This is a genomic window from Streptomyces olindensis (genome assembly GCF_040645895.1).
In the GTDB taxonomy this organism is placed as follows: Bacteria; Actinomycetota; Actinomycetes; order Streptomycetales; family Streptomycetaceae; genus Streptomyces; species Streptomyces olindensis.
The window spans coordinates 127,672-144,909 of record NZ_JBEYZD010000002.1 but is presented as its reverse complement, the minus strand read 5'-3'; the positions used below and the strand labels follow the sequence as shown (position 1 = coordinate 144,909).

General features: G+C 73.7%; 14 protein-coding genes. 7 read left to right on the top strand and 7 right to left on the bottom strand.

The features are described 5' to 3' along the window. Nucleotides 1-21: 21 nt before the first annotated feature. On the top strand, nt 22-906 hold the full coding sequence (sucD, locus tag ABZ948_RS01795; protein ID WP_094054536.1) for a succinate--CoA ligase subunit alpha: 885 nt from the start codon (nt 22-24) through the stop codon (nt 904-906). Between the two features lie 172 nt (nt 907-1,078). On the opposite strand, the gene ABZ948_RS01790 is transcribed toward sucD, so the two are convergent. Beyond that, complete coding sequence (locus ABZ948_RS01790; RefSeq protein WP_359756300.1) at nt 1,079-2,362, bottom strand: sigma factor-like helix-turn-helix DNA-binding protein; 1,284 nt, start codon at nt 2,360-2,362, stop codon at nt 1,079-1,081. Nucleotides 2,363-2,458: 96 nt separating this feature from the next. On the opposite strand from ABZ948_RS01790, the gene ABZ948_RS01785 reads away from it, so the two are divergent. Continuing rightward, nucleotides 2,459-4,240, top strand: a complete 1,782-nt coding sequence (locus tag ABZ948_RS01785) for a cell division protein PerM (RefSeq protein WP_359756299.1) — start codon at nt 2,459-2,461, stop codon at nt 4,238-4,240. A gap of 98 nt (nt 4,241-4,338) precedes the next feature. Here ABZ948_RS01785 and ABZ948_RS01780 read toward each other — a convergent pair whose 3' ends face one another. Continuing rightward, nucleotides 4,339-5,118 (bottom strand): hypothetical protein, encoded by a 780-nt coding sequence (locus ABZ948_RS01780; protein ID WP_359756297.1) that lies wholly within the window; start codon nt 5,116-5,118, stop codon nt 4,339-4,341. A 338-nt stretch (nt 5,119-5,456) separates the two neighbouring features. Here ABZ948_RS01780 and purN point away from each other — a divergent pair, with 338 nt between their 5' ends. Both purN and purH read left to right on the top strand, forming a co-directional pair. Continuing rightward, complete coding sequence (gene purN / locus ABZ948_RS01775) at nt 5,457-6,095, top strand: phosphoribosylglycinamide formyltransferase (protein ID WP_359756296.1); 639 nt, start codon at nt 5,457-5,459, stop codon at nt 6,093-6,095. Then, complete coding sequence (gene purH, locus ABZ948_RS01770; protein ID WP_359756294.1) at nt 6,092-7,657, top strand: bifunctional phosphoribosylaminoimidazolecarboxamide formyltransferase/IMP cyclohydrolase; 1,566 nt, start codon at nt 6,092-6,094, stop codon at nt 7,655-7,657. Before purN ends, purH begins: the two co-directional genes overlap by 4 nt. Nucleotides 7,658-7,709: 52 nt before the next feature. On the opposite strand, the gene ABZ948_RS01765 is transcribed toward purH, so the two are convergent. The 5 genes from ABZ948_RS01765 to ABZ948_RS01745 form a co-directional block, all read right to left on the bottom strand. Beyond that, a complete protein-coding gene (locus ABZ948_RS01765; protein ID WP_359756292.1) occupies nt 7,710-8,306 on the bottom strand; it encodes an ALF repeat-containing protein in 597 nt (198 codons plus the stop codon). 95 nt (nt 8,307-8,401) lie between these two features. Then, nucleotides 8,402-10,159, bottom strand: coding sequence for a protein kinase domain-containing protein (locus tag ABZ948_RS01760; protein ID WP_359756290.1), 1,758 nt, complete (start codon nt 10,157-10,159; stop codon nt 8,402-8,404). 159 nt (nt 10,160-10,318) lie between these two features. Further along, the gene (locus ABZ948_RS01755; RefSeq protein ID WP_359756288.1) at nt 10,319-11,983 is read right to left on the bottom strand and encodes a protein kinase domain-containing protein; all 1,665 of its coding nucleotides are present in this window, start codon (nt 11,981-11,983) and stop codon (nt 10,319-10,321) included. Beyond that, nucleotides 11,980-12,726 carry an FHA domain-containing protein gene (locus ABZ948_RS01750; RefSeq protein WP_359756286.1) on the bottom strand — a complete coding sequence of 249 codons (747 nt, stop codon included), beginning with the start codon at nt 12,724-12,726 and terminating at the stop codon, nt 11,980-11,982. The genes ABZ948_RS01755 and ABZ948_RS01750 overlap by 4 nt, the downstream gene beginning before the upstream one ends. 132 nt (nt 12,727-12,858) lie before the next feature. Continuing rightward, nucleotides 12,859-13,437, bottom strand: a complete 579-nt coding sequence (locus tag ABZ948_RS01745; RefSeq protein ID WP_359756285.1) for a hypothetical protein — start codon at nt 13,435-13,437, stop codon at nt 12,859-12,861. Nucleotides 13,438-13,711: 274 nt separating this feature from the next. On the opposite strand from ABZ948_RS01745, the gene ABZ948_RS01740 reads away from it, so the two are divergent. The 3 genes from ABZ948_RS01740 (at nt 13,712) to ABZ948_RS01730 (ending at nt 16,677) form a co-directional block, all read left to right on the top strand. Then, complete coding sequence (locus tag ABZ948_RS01740; RefSeq protein WP_359756283.1) at nt 13,712-14,566, top strand: bifunctional methylenetetrahydrofolate dehydrogenase/methenyltetrahydrofolate cyclohydrolase; 855 nt, start codon at nt 13,712-13,714, stop codon at nt 14,564-14,566. Continuing rightward, nucleotides 14,556-15,047 (top strand): DUF3017 domain-containing protein, encoded by a 492-nt coding sequence (locus ABZ948_RS01735; RefSeq protein ID WP_359756281.1) that lies wholly within the window; start codon nt 14,556-14,558, stop codon nt 15,045-15,047. Before ABZ948_RS01740 ends, ABZ948_RS01735 begins: the two co-directional genes overlap by 11 nt. Before the next feature lie 385 nt (nt 15,048-15,432). Next, nucleotides 15,433-16,677 (top strand): helix-turn-helix domain-containing protein, encoded by a 1,245-nt coding sequence (locus tag ABZ948_RS01730; RefSeq protein ID WP_435857445.1) that lies wholly within the window; start codon nt 15,433-15,435, stop codon nt 16,675-16,677. Nucleotides 16,678-17,238: the final 561 nt, after the last annotated feature.

Here is a 17,238-nt window from a genome sequence, read left to right as displayed (position 1 = left end):
GGGACGAGGGACTACACAGCCATGGCTATCTTCCTCAACAAGGACAGCAAGGTCATCGTCCAGGGCATGACCGGTGCCACGGGCATGAAGCACACCAAGCTCATGCTGGCCGACGGCACGAACATCGTGGGTGGCGTGAACCCGCGCAAGGCGGGCACGACCGTCGACGTCGACGGCACCGAGATCCCGGTCTTCGGCACGGTCGCCGAGGCGATCGAGAAGACGGGCGCGAACGTATCCGTCCTCTTCGTCCCGCCGGCCTTCGCCAAGGCCGCCGTCGTCGAGGCCATCGACGCCGAGATCCCGCTCGCGGTCGTCATCACCGAGGGCATCGCCGTCCACGACTCGGCCGCGTTCTACGCCTACGCCGTGTCCAAGGGCAACAAGACCCGGATCATCGGCCCGAACTGCCCCGGTCTCATCACCCCGGGTCAGTCCAACGCCGGCATCATCCCGGGCGACATCACCAAGCCGGGCCGCATCGGCCTGGTCTCGAAGTCCGGCACGCTGACGTACCAGATGATGTACGAGCTGCGTGACATCGGCTTCTCCTCCGCCGTCGGCATCGGTGGCGACCCGGTCATCGGCACCACGCACATCGACGCGCTCGCCGCGTTCGAGGCCGACCCCGACACCGACCTGATCGTCATGATCGGTGAGATCGGCGGCGACGCCGAGGAGCGGGCCGCGGCCTTCATCAAGGAGAACGTGAAGAAGCCGGTCGTCGGCTATGTCGCGGGCTTCACCGCGCCCGAGGGCAAGACCATGGGCCACGCCGGCGCCATCGTCTCCGGCTCCTCCGGCACGGCCGCCGCCAAGAAGGAGGCCCTCGAGGCCGCCGGCGTCAAGGTCGGCAAGACGCCGACCGAGACGGCCAAGCTGGCCCGCGAGATCCTCGCCGGCTGACGCCACTCAGGCTGACCGTGGGCCCGCTCCCTGCCGGGGGCGGGCCCACCGCCGTTCCAGACTCGCACCGCGTCCACCGCGTCCACCGCGTCCACCGCGTCCACCGCGTCCACCGCGTCCACCGCGTCCACCGCGTCCACCGGGTCCACCGCGTCCACCGCGGGCACTGCCGTCACCGCGGCTGCGGCATCAGCCGCTCCGGCCCCTTCTGCTCCGCCTCGCGCAGCTTCGCCCGCAGTTCCCGCTCCGACTCCGACAGCGGCCCGGGCGCGACCGGTGGCGGCACGCCCTGGACCGTCTCGCCCCGCGGCACGGGCGGCTCGTAGCGCGTCGGCGCGGTGCGGACGGTGAGGGCCGTGGTGCCGATCAGGGCGACCGTGAAGGCGATGGCGGCCCGCGTCCAGAAGCGGGCCCGGCGTTCCCCGCCCCGCCGCACCACCAGTGGCTTGGACGCCCGCAGCCGCTCGATGGAGGCCAGCTCGACCAGCCGCCAGTGGAGCACCTCCGGGTCCGCCAGTTCCGGCAGCCGCTCGGCGAGGGCCTCGCGCGCGTGCGCCAGCCGGTTCGCCGCTGCCCGGGTGCTCGCCTCGGTCTCCGCCGCGGTCTCCGGCAGGCCGAGCCCGACTCCGTCGTACAGCAGCAGCGTGCGGCGGTACGAGGGCGGGAGCTTCAGCAGGGTGTCCAGCAGCGCCCGGTCGAACGGGTCGGAAGGGGGCGGCTCGGAGAACCGGTAGCGGGGCCGGAACCGGTGCCACGGGGAGAGCGCGCACTCGTACGCCACCGCGCGCACCCAGCCCGCCGGGTCCCGGTCACGGGCCACCTCGGGCCAGCGCTGCCAGGCGATCTGGAACGCCCGCTCCACCGCCTCCCGGGCCAGCTCCCTGCGCCCGGTCAGCAGGTAGGTCTGCCGGACGAGCGCGGGGGCGCAGAACGCGTACAGCGCGTCGAAGGCCTGGTCGGGCGTGAGGGCGCCGGTCGCGTCATCCGGCCGCAGCGGCCCCGCGGCCCGGGCGGGGACGCGTCGCCGGTCGAGCGTCGGAAAGCGGTCCCGGTCTCGGGACCGGTCTCGGGACCGGTCGCGATCGCGGTCGAGGACGGGGACCGGGCCGCTACGGCCGGACACGTGATCGGCGACACCGAAATCGACGACACCAGGACCGACGTCACCAGGATCGACGGCACCGGGATCGGCGACACCGGGATCGGCGACACCGGGATCGGCGGCACCCCCATGAGGCGGCGTCACCTCCCCTTCCGTCTCCAGCGAGTTCAGCAACTTCGCGTACTTCTCCCCTTTCCGGCCGCGCGGCGTGACGCGGCCGGTCTCCCACCCGCGCACCGTCTCGCTGGTGACGCCCACCCGGGAGGCCAGCTGAGCCCGCGTCAGCGAGGCTGCCTCACGCAGGCGTCGGCGTTCCTTCGGCGGGGGGAGCGGCATGGCAGGGCTCTGCGTCACAGGGCGCCCCTCCGAACAGAAAAGTACATAAACGTATATTGAGCGACACAGCGGTGGTTCGCCTGTTACGACGGGAAAGCGCGTGTCGTTGGCAGCATGGCGGGCGTGATCGAGATGACCGCTCGCCGACGTCCGTCGTCACCCCTGCTCAGCCGGGTGCGGGACCGAACGCCCGGACTGGTCGGGGGCCTGCTGGGTGGTGCGGTCGCGGCGGGCCTGGGGCTCGCGTCGTTCGCCGTGCTCGTGATGATGCTGTGGATCAGCTCCCCGTATCCCGACAGCGGCCCCGGCGGCGCGCTGCACGTGGCGGCGGCGCTGTGGCTGCTGGCCCACGGAGCCGAACTGGTCCGCACCGACACGCTCTCCGGCGTCCCCGCCCCCGTCGGCGTCACCCCGCTGCTGCTCCTCGCGCTGCCGGTGTGGTTGCTGCACCGGGCGGCGCGGGACGCGACGGACGGCGGCCCCGGCGGCGAGGACGACGACTTCGCCGGGAACGCCGTCTACGAGAACGACGGCTTCGGTGACGCCGCCGAGCCGGACGACGGGCCGCCGCTGGTGCCCGCCCGCACCGCCTGGACGGGTGTCGTCCTCGGGTACCTCACCGTCGCCGCGCCCGCGGCCCTGTACGCCGCGGGCGGTGCGCTGCGGCCGTCGTGGGTGTGGACGGGCGTGTGCGTGCCGCTGGTCGCGGTCGTGGCCGCGGGGGCGGGGGTGTGGTCGGCGTACGGCCGTCCGGACGGGCCGCTGCGGCGGCTGCTGGGCGTGCTCCCGGCGGGCGTGCGGACGCTGCTCCTCGGCCCGCACGGCCGCCCCGGTGTCGTGGCCCGGGCGCCGGCGGCCGGGCTGGCGGTGCTCGTCGCGGGCGGCGCGCTGCTCGTGGCGGTGTCGCTGGTGGGGCACGGTACGGCGGCCCAGGCGTCGTTGCTCCGGCTGACCGAGGCGTGGTCGGGGCGGTTCGCGGTGCTGCTGCTGTGCGCGGCCCTGCTGCCGAACGCGGCGGTGTGGGGTGCCGCCTACGCCCTCGGCCCCGGTTTCGCCCTCGGCGTCGGCCATGTCGTCAGCCCGCTGTCCTCCGCACCGGCTCCGTTCCTGCCGCCGTTCCCGCTGCTCGCGGCGGTGCCGGAGGCGGGGGAGGGCGCGCCGGTGCACTGGGCGGCCGGGGCCGTGCCGATGGTCGCCGGAGTCGTCATCGGCTGGATGGTGGCGCAGGGCGCGGCCGAGGGGGAGGACGGGGGGACGAGGCCGGGCGGCGGGCGGGCCGCGGTCTGGCCGGCGGGGCGCACCGCCCGTGCCGCCGGGGTCGCGGCCCTGTTCTGCGCGGCCGTGCTCGCGGGGCTCGCGGCGCTGGCGGGCGGGCCGCTCGGGGTCGCCGTCCTGGCCGGGTTCGGGCCGGTGTGGTGGCAGGTGGGCGCCGCGACACTGGCATGGCTCGCGCTGGTGGCGGTCCCGACGGCGGTGGGGGTGCGGGCCTGGCGCTGCCGTTCGCCCCGGTCGGAGGAGCCGGCGATCGGCAGGCAGCGCGAGGAGAAGGCCGAGGGCACGCGGCGCGGAGGGCGACTCCGGACCGGGCCGCGTCGGGGCCGGGGTTGGTTCAGGCGCCCCGGAGTCGCCGGGATCGCCGGAGTCGCCGGGGGCGTCGGCGTTCCTGGGCGGACCGGAGCCTCTGGGTATCCCCGGGGTGAGGCCTCATCGGCGGACGAGAAGACGCCGCCCCGCCCTCCGGAGCCCAAGCCGGACACAGCGGGCTCGCCTGACACACCGGCTTCGCCTGACAGGCCCTACGTCCCCTACGCGCCCTTCGACCACGACGCCCTGTACGGCCTCGGGGACGAGGACGACACCGGCTTCGAGCCCTACGACTTCCAGGGCCGTCCATAGCTGAACGCGAGACGTCACCAGGCCGATACGAGACGTCAGCGCATCGGCGTGAGACGTCAGCAGGCCGATACGAGCCGTGGGCAGGCCGATGCGCGGCGTCAGCCGTTCGTGCCCAGCACCCCGCGCAGCTCCTCCGGCAGCAGCTTCGAGCAGGACTGCTTCGCCTCGTTCGTGAGGGCGTCGTTCGTGCACGTGTAGTAGTCGCGGTAGACCAGCTGCGCCGTGAAGGTCGCGGCGACCAGGGCGATGGCCAGCGAGGCCGTGACCAGGCCGCTGACCGCCGCCGTCGTCTGGGGGCGGCCCTGCTGCTCGAGTGCCGGGGCGTCCGGGTCGGGCCTGCGGGGCTTGGCGCGCAGGGAGCTGATGGCCCAGTAGAGGGCCAGCGCGCCGAGCAGCAGCGCCACGTACGGCCAGCTGAAGAGGGCGAAGAAGAAGGCCCACATGCCCGACAGCAGGGCGTAGCGGGCACGGCGCTGGGCCGGGTCCGTGGGGTCCCAGCGCATGTTCGGGCCGCCGCTCTGGGGGCCGCCCGGGCCCTCGGGGCCGCCGCGGGGGCGTTCGCCGAAGCCGCCCTGGGAGCGGCCGGGCTGGCGGTCGCTCCACTGGCTGCCCCACGGCGAGTGGTCACGCTCCCCGCCGTCCTGCGCGTCGTCGCCGGACGGCCGCCGCGGCTGCCAGGGCCGGTCCGGCGTGCCCTCGGGCGGCGGGGCGAAGGGGTTGTCCTCCTGGGAGCCGCGCCCCCGCCCGTCCCGGTCGCCGCCGTCCGACGGCGCGTCGGGCGGTGAGCTGGGGCGCTCCCGCAGCAGCACGGCGCCGCGCTCCCCTCCCTGTGGCGACAGCTGGGGGAACGTGAGGAGTCGCAGGCTGCGGTCCGGCATCAAGTGAGCGTCTTCCCGTAGTGAGGAGGAATGAGTGGACGAGTGGACAGAACTGAACGAGGTCGGGCCCGGGGCCGACACCTTCTGAACGCACCGCGTCCGGACGGCGTTCCCGAACCGGCTCCGCCCAGACGCTACCCGCCGGCCCGGCCCCCGTCCCGTGGGGGCCGTCCGGTGTGCCGGTATCGTTGCTGACGGTCGGCCGGTTCGTAGGCTTCCCCGTATCCGGGGGCGCGAAGCATTCGTATGAATGTACAAACGCCAAGCGTGATACGCCACGGCGCATACGCCAGGGCCGGCCGCCTGGACAGACGCTCCCCCGAGAAAGGCCCACCACCGTGGCCGCCAAGCCCGTGGCCCCGCGCGCCAAGCGCCTCGTCGTGCTGGTCTCCGGATCCGGCACCAACCTGCAGGCGCTGCTCGACGAGATCGCCGCCACCGGCGCGCAGGAGTACGGGGCCGAGGTCGTGGCCGTCGGCGCCGACCGCGAGGGCATCGAGGGGCTGGCCCGCGCCGAGCGCGCCGGACTGCCGACCTTCGTCTGCAAGGTCAAGGACCACGGCAGCCGTGAGGAGTGGGACGCCGCGCTGGCCGAGGCCGTCGCCGCCTTCGAGCCCGACCTCGTCGTCTCCGCCGGGTTCATGAAGATCGTCGGCAAGGAGTTCCTGGCCCGGTTCGGCGGGCGGTTCGTCAACACGCACCCCGCCCTGCTGCCCAGTTTCCCGGGAGCCCACGGCGTGCGCGACGCGCTCGCGTACGGCGCCAAGGTCACCGGCTGCACCGTCCACTTCGTCGACGACGGCGTCGACACCGGGCCGATCATCGCGCAGGGCGTGGTGGAGGTCCGGGACGAGGACGACGAAGGCGCTCTCCACGAGCGCATCAAGGAAGTCGAGCGAAGGCTGCTCGTCGAGGTCGTGGGGCGGCTCGCCCGCAACGGCTATCGCATTGAGGGACGAAAGGTAGTTATCCAGTGACCGCCGAGAGCAACAAGCGGCCCCTTCGCCGGGCGCTCGTCAGCGTCTACGACAAGACCGGTCTGGAGGACCTCGCGCGCGGGCTCCACGAGGCCGGCGTCGAGCTCGTCTCCACCGGTTCCACCGCCGCGAAGATCGCCGCTGCCGGCGTCCCCGTCACCAAGGTCGAGGAGCTCACCGGCTTCCCCGAGTGCCTGGACGGCCGGGTGAAGACGCTGCACCCGCGCGTGCACGCGGGCATCCTCGCCGACCTGCGCCTGGAGGACCACCAGCGGCAGCTCGCCGAGCTGGGCGTCGAGCCGTTCGACCTCGTCGTCGTCAACCTCTACCCGTTCCGCGAGACCGTCGCCTCCGGCGCCTCGCCCGACGAGTGCGTGGAGCAGATCGACATCGGCGGTCCCTCGATGGTCCGCGCCGCCGCCAAGAACCACCCCTCGGTCGCGGTCGTCACCAGCCCGGCCCGGTACGCCGACGTGCTGAAGGCCGTCCAGGACGGCGGCTTCGACCTCGCCACCCGCAAGCGGCTCGCCGCCGAGGCCTTCCAGCACACGGCCGCCTACGACGTCGCCGTCGCCTCCTGGTTCGCCTCCTCCTACGCGCCGGTCGACGAGTCGCGGTTCCCCGACTTCCTGGGCGCCACCTGGGAGCGCGAGCACACCCTGCGCTACGGCGAGAACCCGCACCAGCCCGCCGCGCTCTACGTCTCCCCGGAGGGCGGCGGCCTCGCCCAGGCCGAGCAGCTGCACGGCAAGGAGATGTCGTACAACAACTACACGGACACGGACGCCGCCCGCCGTGCCGCGTACGACCACGCCGAGCCGTGCGTCGCGATCATCAAGCACGCCAACCCCTGCGGCATCGCGATCGGCGCGGACGTCGCCGAGGCGCACCGCAAGGCGCACGCCTGCGACCCGCTGTCGGCGTTCGGCGGCGTGATCGCGGTCAACCGCCCGGTCAGCAAGGAGATGGCCGAGCAGGTCGCGGAGATCTTCACCGAGGTCATCGTCGCGCCGGACTACGAGGACGGCGCGCTGGAGGCCCTCACCAAGAAGAAGAACATCCGCGTCCTGCGCTGCCCCGACGGCCCCTCCGCCCCGGTCGAGGTCAAGCCGATCGACGGCGGTGCGCTGCTCCAGGTCACCGACCGGCTCCAGGCCGACGGCGACGACCCGGCGAACTGGACGCTCGCGACCGGCGACGCGCTGGACGCCGACGAGCTGCGGCAGCTCGCCTTCGCCTGGAAGGCGTGCCGGGCCGTGAAGTCCAACGCGATCCTCCTCGCCAAGGACGGCGCCTCGGTCGGCGTCGGCATGGGCCAGGTCAACCGCGTCGACTCCTGCAAGCTGGCGGTGGAGCGGGCCGGGGAGGAGCGGGCCCGGGGCTCCTACGTCGCCTCGGACGCCTTCTTCCCGTTCCCCGACAACATCGACGTCCTGGGCGCCGCCGGCGTCAAGGCCATCGTCCAGCCCGGCGGTTCCGTCCGCGACGAGCTGGTCGTCGAGGCCGCGCGGAACGCCGGCATCACGATGTACTTCACGGGGACGCGGCACTTCTTCCACTGACACCGGCGTTCGGAGCGGGACGGCGATGCACCGCCGTCCCGCTCCGGCCGTTTCAGCCGTCGACCTCGTACCGCCCGACCTCCAGGAAGTACCGCAGCTCCTCCGGAGTGCCGTCGATGACCTGCTCGGCGGCCGCGCGCAGGGCCGGGCTGATGGTCGGGTCGGCCAGGATGCGGGCGACGGCGACCCGGTCGTCCTCGGCCTGGGCGAGGCGGTAGCCGGTCTCCAGGAAGGCGCGCAGGGCCTCCGGGGTGTTCACGTCGAGGGCCTTGGTGGCCTCCCTCTTGACGCCGCGCCCGGAGTCCGGATCGCTCAGGATGCGGACGATGGCGACCCGGTCGTCCTCGGCCTGGGCCAGGCGGTAGCCCGTCTTCAGGAACTCCCGCATGTCCTCCACTGTGCCGTCGAGTGCCTCGTTGGCCTCGCGTACGACGCCGCGGCCGCTGTCCTCGTCCGCCAGGATGCGCAGGATCGCGATACGGAGGTCGTCCTCCGACATCTCGTCCACCGGCGTGCCGTCCGTCTGCGCGGCCGCGGCCACCGGGGTGGGCGCGGGAGCCGGGTCGGCGGCGAAGGCCGGGGCGGTGAGCAGCAGGGCCGGGGCCAGGGCGCCGGCGGCGACGAGCAGGGCACCGCGGGTGAGTCTCATGCGTCAACTTTCCTCTCGGTCAAGGGAATCGAGAGCATGTTCGCATAGCATGGTCCGGGCGGCGGCTCATTTACGTCAGTGGTGGGAGCGGCCCCTCACCGTGAACCCCGCAGTGCCGCCCAGGTCTTGGGACCGACCTGGCCGTCGACCTCCAGCCCCTTGTCACGCTGGAAGGCCCGTACCGCCGCCGCGGTGTCCTTGCCGAACGAGCCGTCCACGCCCGAGCCGCCCACGTCGTAGCCGCGCTCGGTCAGCATGCACTGCACCTGCACGACGCGTTGGCCGTGGTCGCCCCGCTGGGTGAGTTCGGTGCCGGAGTAGTAGGTGCAGTCGGTGAGCCATGGGGGCTCTGCCGGGGTGGTCGGTGTCTGCGCGGGTGGTGTGGAGGGGGAGGGGCGGGGTTCCGTCGTCCGCGGCGCGGGAGGCGGCGTGGGGCGGGCCTCGCCGCGGGGTTTCTCGTCCGGGCCGGGTGTGGTGTCCGGACGGTCGGGCGTCTTCGGCTTCACGGAGGGGGAGGAAGAGTCCGGGACGGTGAATCCCGGCAGGCTGGTGTGGTCGTCAGCCGGGCCGGACGCACTGGCCGTCGCGGCGGCCGAGCCGGTGTCGTCGGCCGGGGGCGCCGGGCGGGTGACCACGTAGGCGGTGACGGCGACGGCGCACACCGTGAGCACGGCGGCGAGGGCCGCGTACGGTCTCCCGCGCCGCCGGCCCGGAGCGCCGCCCGCCGGCGCACCCGACGGCGGCCCGAAGCCCGGCCCGCCGACCGGCTGTCCTGGCGTCGGCTCGAAGCCCGGCCCGCCGACGGGTTGCCCCGGCGTCGGCTCGAAGCCCGGCCCGGCCACCGGCTGACCCGCCACCGGCTGACCCGTCACCGGCCGACCCACCGTCGGCCGTTCCTCCCGCTGCGGCAGCGGGCTCTCCCACAGCGCCTCGCAAGCCCGCCGCCGGGTGAGGAGGCGGCTGTCCAGCGGCTCCTGCCAGGCGGTGGCGCGGGGGCGGGACAGGGACGCCTCGACCAGGTCCTCGGGCCTCGGGCGGAGGGACGGGTCCTTGGAGAGGCAGGCCGTCAGGAGGTCGGCCAGGGCCGGGTCGGCCGCCCGGAGATCCGCCATGACCTCCGCGTTCGGCTCCTCCGACGCGATGCGGTGCAGGACGTCGACGCCGGTGCCGTCGCCGAAGGGGGCGTGTCCGGTGACCGCGTGGATGACGGTACCGGCGCAGCAGAACACGTCCGAGGCCGTGTCGCAGCGGCCGTCCCTGAGGTACTCGGGGGACATGAACGCGGGCGTGCCGACGCGGTTTCCGGTCGTGGTGATCGCGCTGGCGTCGACGGCCTGCGCGATGCCGAAGTCGACGACGTGCGCGCCCTGCCCGGTCAGCAGGACGTTCGACGGTTTGAGGTCCCGGTGGACGATGCCGGTCGCGGCCAGCGCGCCGAGGGCCCGCCCGAGATCACCGACCAGCCGCCACGCCCCGTCCGGCCGCAGGACACCGCACTCGCGCACCGCCTCCGCGAGGTTGAGGCCGGGTAAGTAGACCGTCGCCATCCACAGCAGCTCCGTGGCCGGCTCGAAACCCGTGCCCAGCAGCTCCGGGGTGTAGGGCGCGCCCACGCGCGCGTGCACGGTGGCCTCCCGCTCGAACCGCCGCCGGAAGTCCGCGTTCTCGGCGTACTCGGGGCGGATGACCTTCACGGCGGCGAGCCCGGGTGTCCCGTCGGCGTGCCGCGCCAGGTAGACCCGGCCCATGCCGCCGCTGCCGAGCAGGCCCAGCGGCACGTACGGCCCGACCCGCGCGGGATCGGCGGGCCGCAGCGGCACGGTACCGGTCTGCGCCAAGGCGGTGTCTGACATGGATCCCCCGGCATGCTCCTGGCAGCGATGCCGGAAACGGTACCAACGACAACGGCGTCCGGCCGGTGAGAGGTGCCTCCGGCTCTCCCCCGAGTGAACCGGAGGCGACTTCGAGTCTGGTCCGCCCGGGGAGCGAGGTGAACCTCGGACGTCTCAGGGTCACTTCTTCCCGGGCGGGGCGTACTCCTTGAGGTAGTGGGCGACGCGGCCGGCGTAGGCGCGTACGTCCGGGGGGACTCCGCCCGCCGCGTTCACCGTCCGGTACGACCTGCGGTAGGCCGCGGCGATCAGGACCCGGCGGTCGCCCGGCAGTTCCTCGTGCAGGCGCGGGGCGATCCAGCACAGGTAGCGGCCCATCGCAGGGATCGACTCGGCGGGCGGGAAGGGGGGTTGGGGGACGGTCTCCCCGGGGGTGCCGTCCTCGTTCATCCACCAGCGCAGCACGCGCGGGGTCCAGCGGGCGATGCCGTACTCGTCGTTGGCGGGGTCGGCGAGGTCCGGGTCGAAGTCGCTCTCCACCTTCAGCATGGCGGCGATCAGCACCGGGGTGACGTCCTTCTGGTCGCAGTCGTGCGCCGTCTCGACGATCAGCAGCCGGTAGGCGGGCGGGACGCCCCGGTCGGTGCGGAGTTCGGCGGCGCCGTACGCGGCGGCGGAGACGTTCGCCGTCGCGCCGGAGCCGCCGCTTCCGCCGCCCTGGGTGCCGCCGCCGCGGACGCCGATGCCGTAGGCCAGGGCGGCGACGGCGGTGGCGGCAGCGGCCGCGGCGAGGGTCAGCCGGCGGAGGCGGTGGCGGGGCGGGCGCAACCGGGGCAGGCGGAAGGGGAGATGGCCCGTGCCGGTGGCCGCCTCGACGCGGCGCAGCAGGGCATCGGTGGTGACGCGGTCCCGGTGGGTGCGGGTCAGGCACTCGCGGACGATCTCCCGCCAGGTGTCGGGCAGGTCGGGCGACAGGCGCAGTTCGTCGGTGCCGCGGGCGTAGGCCACCGCCGCGTCCCGGCGGGCCGTCGGGGTGGCGCCGGGCAGCGGGAAGGAGTCGGTGAGCACCAGGTGGGCGAGGACGCCGAAGGCCCACACGTCGGCGGACGGGCGGATGCGGCGGCCGCGTTCGCCGATCTCGGTCCACAGCAGTTCCGGCGGGGTGTAGTCGGGCGTGGAGAAGGCCGGGGTGTAGGCGTGGGTGCCCTCCAGTTCGGCGGCCATGTTGAAGTCGGCGAGGCGGACCGAACCGTCCTCCATCAGCAGCACGTTGGCCGGTTTGAGGTCGCCGTGCACCCAGCCGGCGCCGTGCAGCTGGGCCAGCCCCTCGCAGATCTGCGCGAGCAGCGCGGGCCCGGCGGCGGGGCGGGGCGTGGCGGTGAGCAGCGCGGACAGGGAGCCCTGGGCCCGCTCCAGGACGAGGACGGTGGCGCCGTCCAGCTCCGGGCGGTCCGGGTCGTCGACCGTCAGCGTCTCGTACATCCGCACCAGCCGCGGATGCCTCAGCCGCCGGTACAGCTCGACCTCGCGCTCGATCAGCTCGCGCAGGTGGCTCAGCCGGCGGGGCGTCGCCGTGCCGGTGGGCAGGAACTTCAGGGCCGCCGTCCGGGGCAGCTCCGGCTCGCCCGCCCGGGGACGGGAGCGGTCCTCCCTGGAGAGGCCCTTCCTGGAGAGGCCCTTCCTGGAGCGGTCGTCCTTGGAGCGGCCTTCCCCCCGCCCGGCCGCGTCACCGGCGCGCCGGGCGGCGTACACGCTGCCGAAGGCGCCGGTCGCGATGGGCTCGCGCACCTCCCAGACGCCGACCCGGTAGCCCTTCGGGACGGGCACGGCGTACGGCTCGGTCACCGGGGCACCCGGCCCGGCGGGGCCGCCAGGACGGCCAGGTCGTCCTCCCGGACCAGGTCGAAGCGGAGCGCCAGGGAGACCAGGGACTCCTTCTTGCCGTTGAGCCGCGGGCCGGGGTCCGCGCTCTCCGGGCCCGGCTTCAGGCGCAGCTTCACGGCGAGGTAGTCGATGTTCCACTGCACGGACGTGCGGGACGCGGCCGGCCAGGTGGGGCGCAGGCGCTCGGCGACCTGGTCGACGGTGGGCAGCGGAGCGTGCGGGGTGCCGCGCAGGCGCGGTTCGCACAGGGCGGCCAGGACCGCGAAGTACCGCTTGGTGCGGTCGACGGAGAAGGCCGGCGCGGTCGTGGCGCCGTCGAGGCCGCCCGTGCCGCTCAGGTAGTCGTGGCGCGGCGCCCACACCTCCAGCGGCAGCAGGTCGCCGGCGGCGGGCAGCACGATCCGCGAGAACTCGAAGGGGATCGGGGCGTCCAGCCGCCCGGGCGCGACCTTGACGTGTTCGCCCGCGCCCTCCGGGTTCTCCACGACGTAGGTCTGCTCGCGGCTGAGGTTGCTCAGGATCCAGAAGGCGCCCTGCGCGGTGATCTCACCGGCCCGGCGGGAGACTCCGTCGTGGGCGATGCGGAGGTCGTTGTCGTGCGCGGACCGGCCGAAGGTGAGGCGTTCGCCGGGCGCGAGTCTGATCTGGGGTCGGTTTCGCTCGTCCTCCGTGGTCGGCGGAGGTACCACGATGATGCTGTACAAGGTGCTCTCCCCGTGCCTGACAGCTACCACCGTCAGACTAGGGCGACGCACCAGGGCCGTGCCCCCCTCGTACGGGTGAGACACGGCCCTTGGGTGTGATTGGCGTGAACCGGTCCGGTCGACCGGGTCCGCTCAGTACTTGGGACGGTTGAACCAGGCCTTGCCGTTCGCGTTGCCGACGAACACCGCGACCAGGATGGCCAGGATGGTGTGCACCAGGCCCACGATGACGAACGGGTAGATGCCGAGGACGGCCGTGATGATGGCGAAGACCAGGATGGTGATCCGGGCGCCGTTGCCGCCGTTCTTGAACTTCGTCGCCAGGACGGCCGCGAACACGAGCCAGGCCACGCCGAACACCACGTAGCCCCAGATCACGCCGGTCGAGTCACCGACCAGGTCCTGGAAGGCGGTGTTGTCCCGGAGGGACTCGTCGTCCTTCGCGGCGTTCAGGGCCGCGGCGGCGAAGGCGAACAGCACCACGCCGAGGACCTGGAGGCCGACGATCACCCACATCATCACGCGGGCCGCGCTCACCGAGCCGGGCATCGTGGTCGGCGCCGGGGGGCCGCCGTAGGGGGAGACCGGAGGGGCCTGCGGGTAGCCGTAACCGGGCGCCTGCCCCTGCTGCTGCGGGTAGCCGTAGCCCGGCTGCTGCGGCTGCTGCCCCTGGGGAGCGCCGTAGGGATTGTTCGGGTCGCCGTAGCTCATGGCGGACTTTCCTCCGTTGTTCCGAGTGCGGGGACGACGCGGGGCATCGCGCGGAGGAGAGTTCTTCAGATTGCGACCGTCCCCCCGTTGAGCTGCCCGCGGCACTTGTCAGGTCATCGTTCTTCACCACTGAGTGGCTTGTCCAGCCGCATTCCCGATGTGTTGTGCAAGTGCAACATCGCTGATCATGAGCGGATACGGGCGGAGGGGCCCCGCGGTGCCCGGATTGCGGCCGGATTGGAACGACGGGCGGGTCATCCGCGAGGATGGGGCCATGACCGCCCAGATTCTCGATGGCAAGGCCACCGCAGCCGCGATCAAGTCCGATCTGACCGCCCGCGTGGCGGCGCTGAAGGAGAAGGGCGTCACGCCCGGCCTCGGCACGATCCTCGTCGGGGACGACCCCGGCAGTCAGAAGTACGTCGCCGGCAAGCACCGCGACTGCGCCCAGGTCGGCATCGCCTCCATCCAGCGGGAGCTGCCCGCCACGGCGACGCAGGAGGAGATCGAGGCGGTCGTGCGCGAGCTGAACGAGGACCCGGCCTGCACCGGGTACATCGTGCAACTGCCGCTCCCCAAGGGCATCGACGAGAACCGCATCCTGGAACTGATGGACCCGGACAAGGACGCGGACGGCCTGCACCCGATGAACCTCGGGCGCCTCGTCCTCAACGAGCCGGCGCCGCTGCCCTGCACCCCCAACGGTGTCCTCACCCTCCTGCGGCAGTACGGCGTGGAGATCAAGGGCGCCGAGGTCGTCGTCGTCGGCCGCGGCGTCACCATCGGCCGCCCGATGCCGCTGCTGCTCACGCGCCGCAGCGAGAACGCGACCGTGACCCAGTGCCACACCGGCACCCGTGACCTGTCGGCGCACCTGAAGCGCGCGGACATCATCGTCGCCGCGGCCGGTTCCGCCCACCTGATCCGCGCCGAGGACGTCAAGCCGGGCGCGGCCGTCCTCGACGTGGGCGTCTCCCGCAGCGCCGAGGGCAAGATCGTGGGCGACGTCCACCCCGACGTCGCCGAGGTCGCCGGCTTCATCTCGCCGAACCCCGGCGGGGTCGGCCCGATGACCCGTGCCCAGCTGCTCGTCAACGTGGTCGAGGCGGCGGAGCGCAGTGTCGGCTGAGCACCGGACCCCCAGCGAGCAGGACGCGTCCGAGGAGATCACCGTCCGGGACCCCGTCAGCGCGCCCGACGCCGAGGGGCGGCCGCGGCGGGTCACCCGGCGGTTCCCGTTGTTCACCAAGGACACCGCGCGGCCCGAGGGCGGTGGCCGGGCCGCCTCCGGGGACGCGCCCGCGCCCGCGCGGCAGTGGCCGGTCCTCGCCGTGCTCGGGCTGGCCGGAGCGGGCCTGCTGGTGACCGCGTTCGACCAGTTCCGGCTCGGGACGCTGCTGATCGGCATCGCCCTGCTCGGCGGCGGCGTGCTGCGCTGGCTGCTGCCGGACGTCGGCATGCTCGCCGTCCGCTCCCGCTTCACGGACATCGTCACGTACGGGGTGCTGGGCCTGGTGATCGTCATGCTGGCGCTGATGGCACAGCCGAGGCCGCTGCTGCAGATCCCGTTCCTGAAGGACACCCTGCACTTCACGGTCACCAGCGAGTGACGAGGGCGGCGGCCCGTCCTCTCCCCCGAGGAAGGACGGGCCGCCGCCACGCCCCACCCTCGGGCACGGCGAACTGCCTGTTCAACGGCTGTCAGTGCGCTGTGGCACGGAAGTGACAGTTCCGGTACGTCCTCCTTCCGATTTCGCACGAACTGGTGCGACACGGCGTTGGCGTGGACAATCGGGACGGTCCAGGGTGTAGCGCGCGCGGTCCCCGTGCTCCTGTGCGCCCCCAGTCAGGGAACTGAGATCCTGAGTGGGCGCATCCCTGTGGGTAGCCACAACGGGGATTCGGCCAAGGCCGCCACGCGCGGGGCGTACAGCGCGGGACATAACAGCACGAACCGGGGGGAAGAGGGGGGAAGCAATGCCTCGTTGGAGGGCCTTGCCGGATGAGCTCGATCCACAGATCAGGGAGTTCACCAGCCAGTTGCGCAGACTCGTGGACCGCAGCGGTCTGAGCATCGCGTCGGTGGCGGACCGCACGGGCTACAGCAAGACGTCGTGGGAGCGTTACCTGAACGGCCGGCTGCTCGCGCCCAAGGGCGCGATCGTCGCCCTGGCCGAGGTCACCGGGACCAACCCGGTGCATCTGACGACCATGTGGGAGCTCGCCGAGCGCGCCTGGAGCCGCTCGGAGATGCGGCACGACATGACGATGGAGGCCATCCGGATCTCCCAGGCGCGTGCCGCGCTCGGGGAGTTCGGCGGGCAGGACTTCGGCGGCTCCTCCGCCGACGGCAAGACGGCTTCCCCCGGCGGCAGGGCGGCCCGCCGGAGCGGCAGCGCCACGGTCACGCCGGGCATCGCGGGCCCGGCCGGAGTGGCCCCGACCGTGCCGCCGCAGCCGACGGCACCGGAGGTCCAGGACTCCACCTCCGCCGGCGCGAGCGAGGTCAACTCCTGGGGTATCGCCGGGTACAAGGGCCCCTCGCCGACGGGCGGACGCCCCGCCGGCGCCGGGTCCGCGCCCGCCTCGGGCCCCGGAAGCCACGCCGGCGGCGGATTCCGGTCCGGCCCGGGCTCCGCGGCCCCCGCCGGATCGCCGGGCGGTCCCGGCCGGACGCCGGGCGCCGGGGCCGGCTCCTACGGCGAACCCCCGCGGGAGGCCGTGCCCGCCCGCGCCGGAGGGCGCGCCGCCGGCAAGCGGCGGACCGGGACGTTCCTCGCGGGTGTCGTGGGCGTGCTCGTGGTGATCGCCGGCGCGTTCTACCTCACCGGCGGCGGGGACGACGAGAACAAGGGCAGCGCCAAGCCGCCCGCGCCGACCGCCAGCACGGATCCCGACCTGCCGCCCGGCGTGAAGTGCAGCGGCGACAGTTGCACCGGCAAGGACGCGGAGAGCATGGGGTGCAGTGGTGACCTGGTGACCACGGCCCAGACCGCCACCGTCGGCACGACCGTCGTCGAGGTCCGCTACAGCGAGACCTGCAAGGCGGCCTGGGGCCGTATCACCCAGGCGGCGCAGGGCGACGAGGTCGAGATCAGCGCGGGCAAGGCGAAGCAGGGCGGAAGCATCACGGCGGCCGGGGACACGATCGCGTACACCCCGATGGTCGCGGTGAAGAGCGCCGCCGAAGCCAAGGCCTGCGCCACCCTCGCGTCCGGCCAGCAGGACTGCACCGACTAGCCCGGGGCAACGCGCCCGCCCGGGCCGGGAACGAGCTTCCACGGGCGGGCCGGGGGTGGATCCCGCGAGCGGGTCGGGGGCGGGTCCCGCGAGTGGGTTGGAGTGGCATCCACGAGCGGGGCTGGGAACGAAACCCGCGAGCGGGGCCGGGGGTGGGTCTCGCGGGTGGGCCGGAGTGGAGTCCACGAGCCGGACCGGGAGCGGGCCCCATGAGCCGGATAGGGGCGGAAGCCACGAGCGGGCCGGGGTGGATCCCGTGAGCGGGCCGGAGCGGAATGCATGAGCGGGTCGGGGGCGGGTCTCGCGAGCGGGTCGGAGTGGCATCCATGAGCGGGGCCCGGGGGTGGGCCCCGTGAGCCGGGTCGGAGCCGAATCCACGAGCGGGGCCGGGAAAGAAACCCGCGAGCGGGCCGGGGCGGGTTTCGCGAGTCGGATCGGGGCGGAATCCACGAGCAGGGCCGGGGAGCGGGTCCCGCGAGCGGGTCGGGGGCGGGTCTCGCGAGTGGATCGGAGTGGCATCCATGAGCGGGGCCCGGGGGTGGGCCCCGTGAGCCGGGTCGG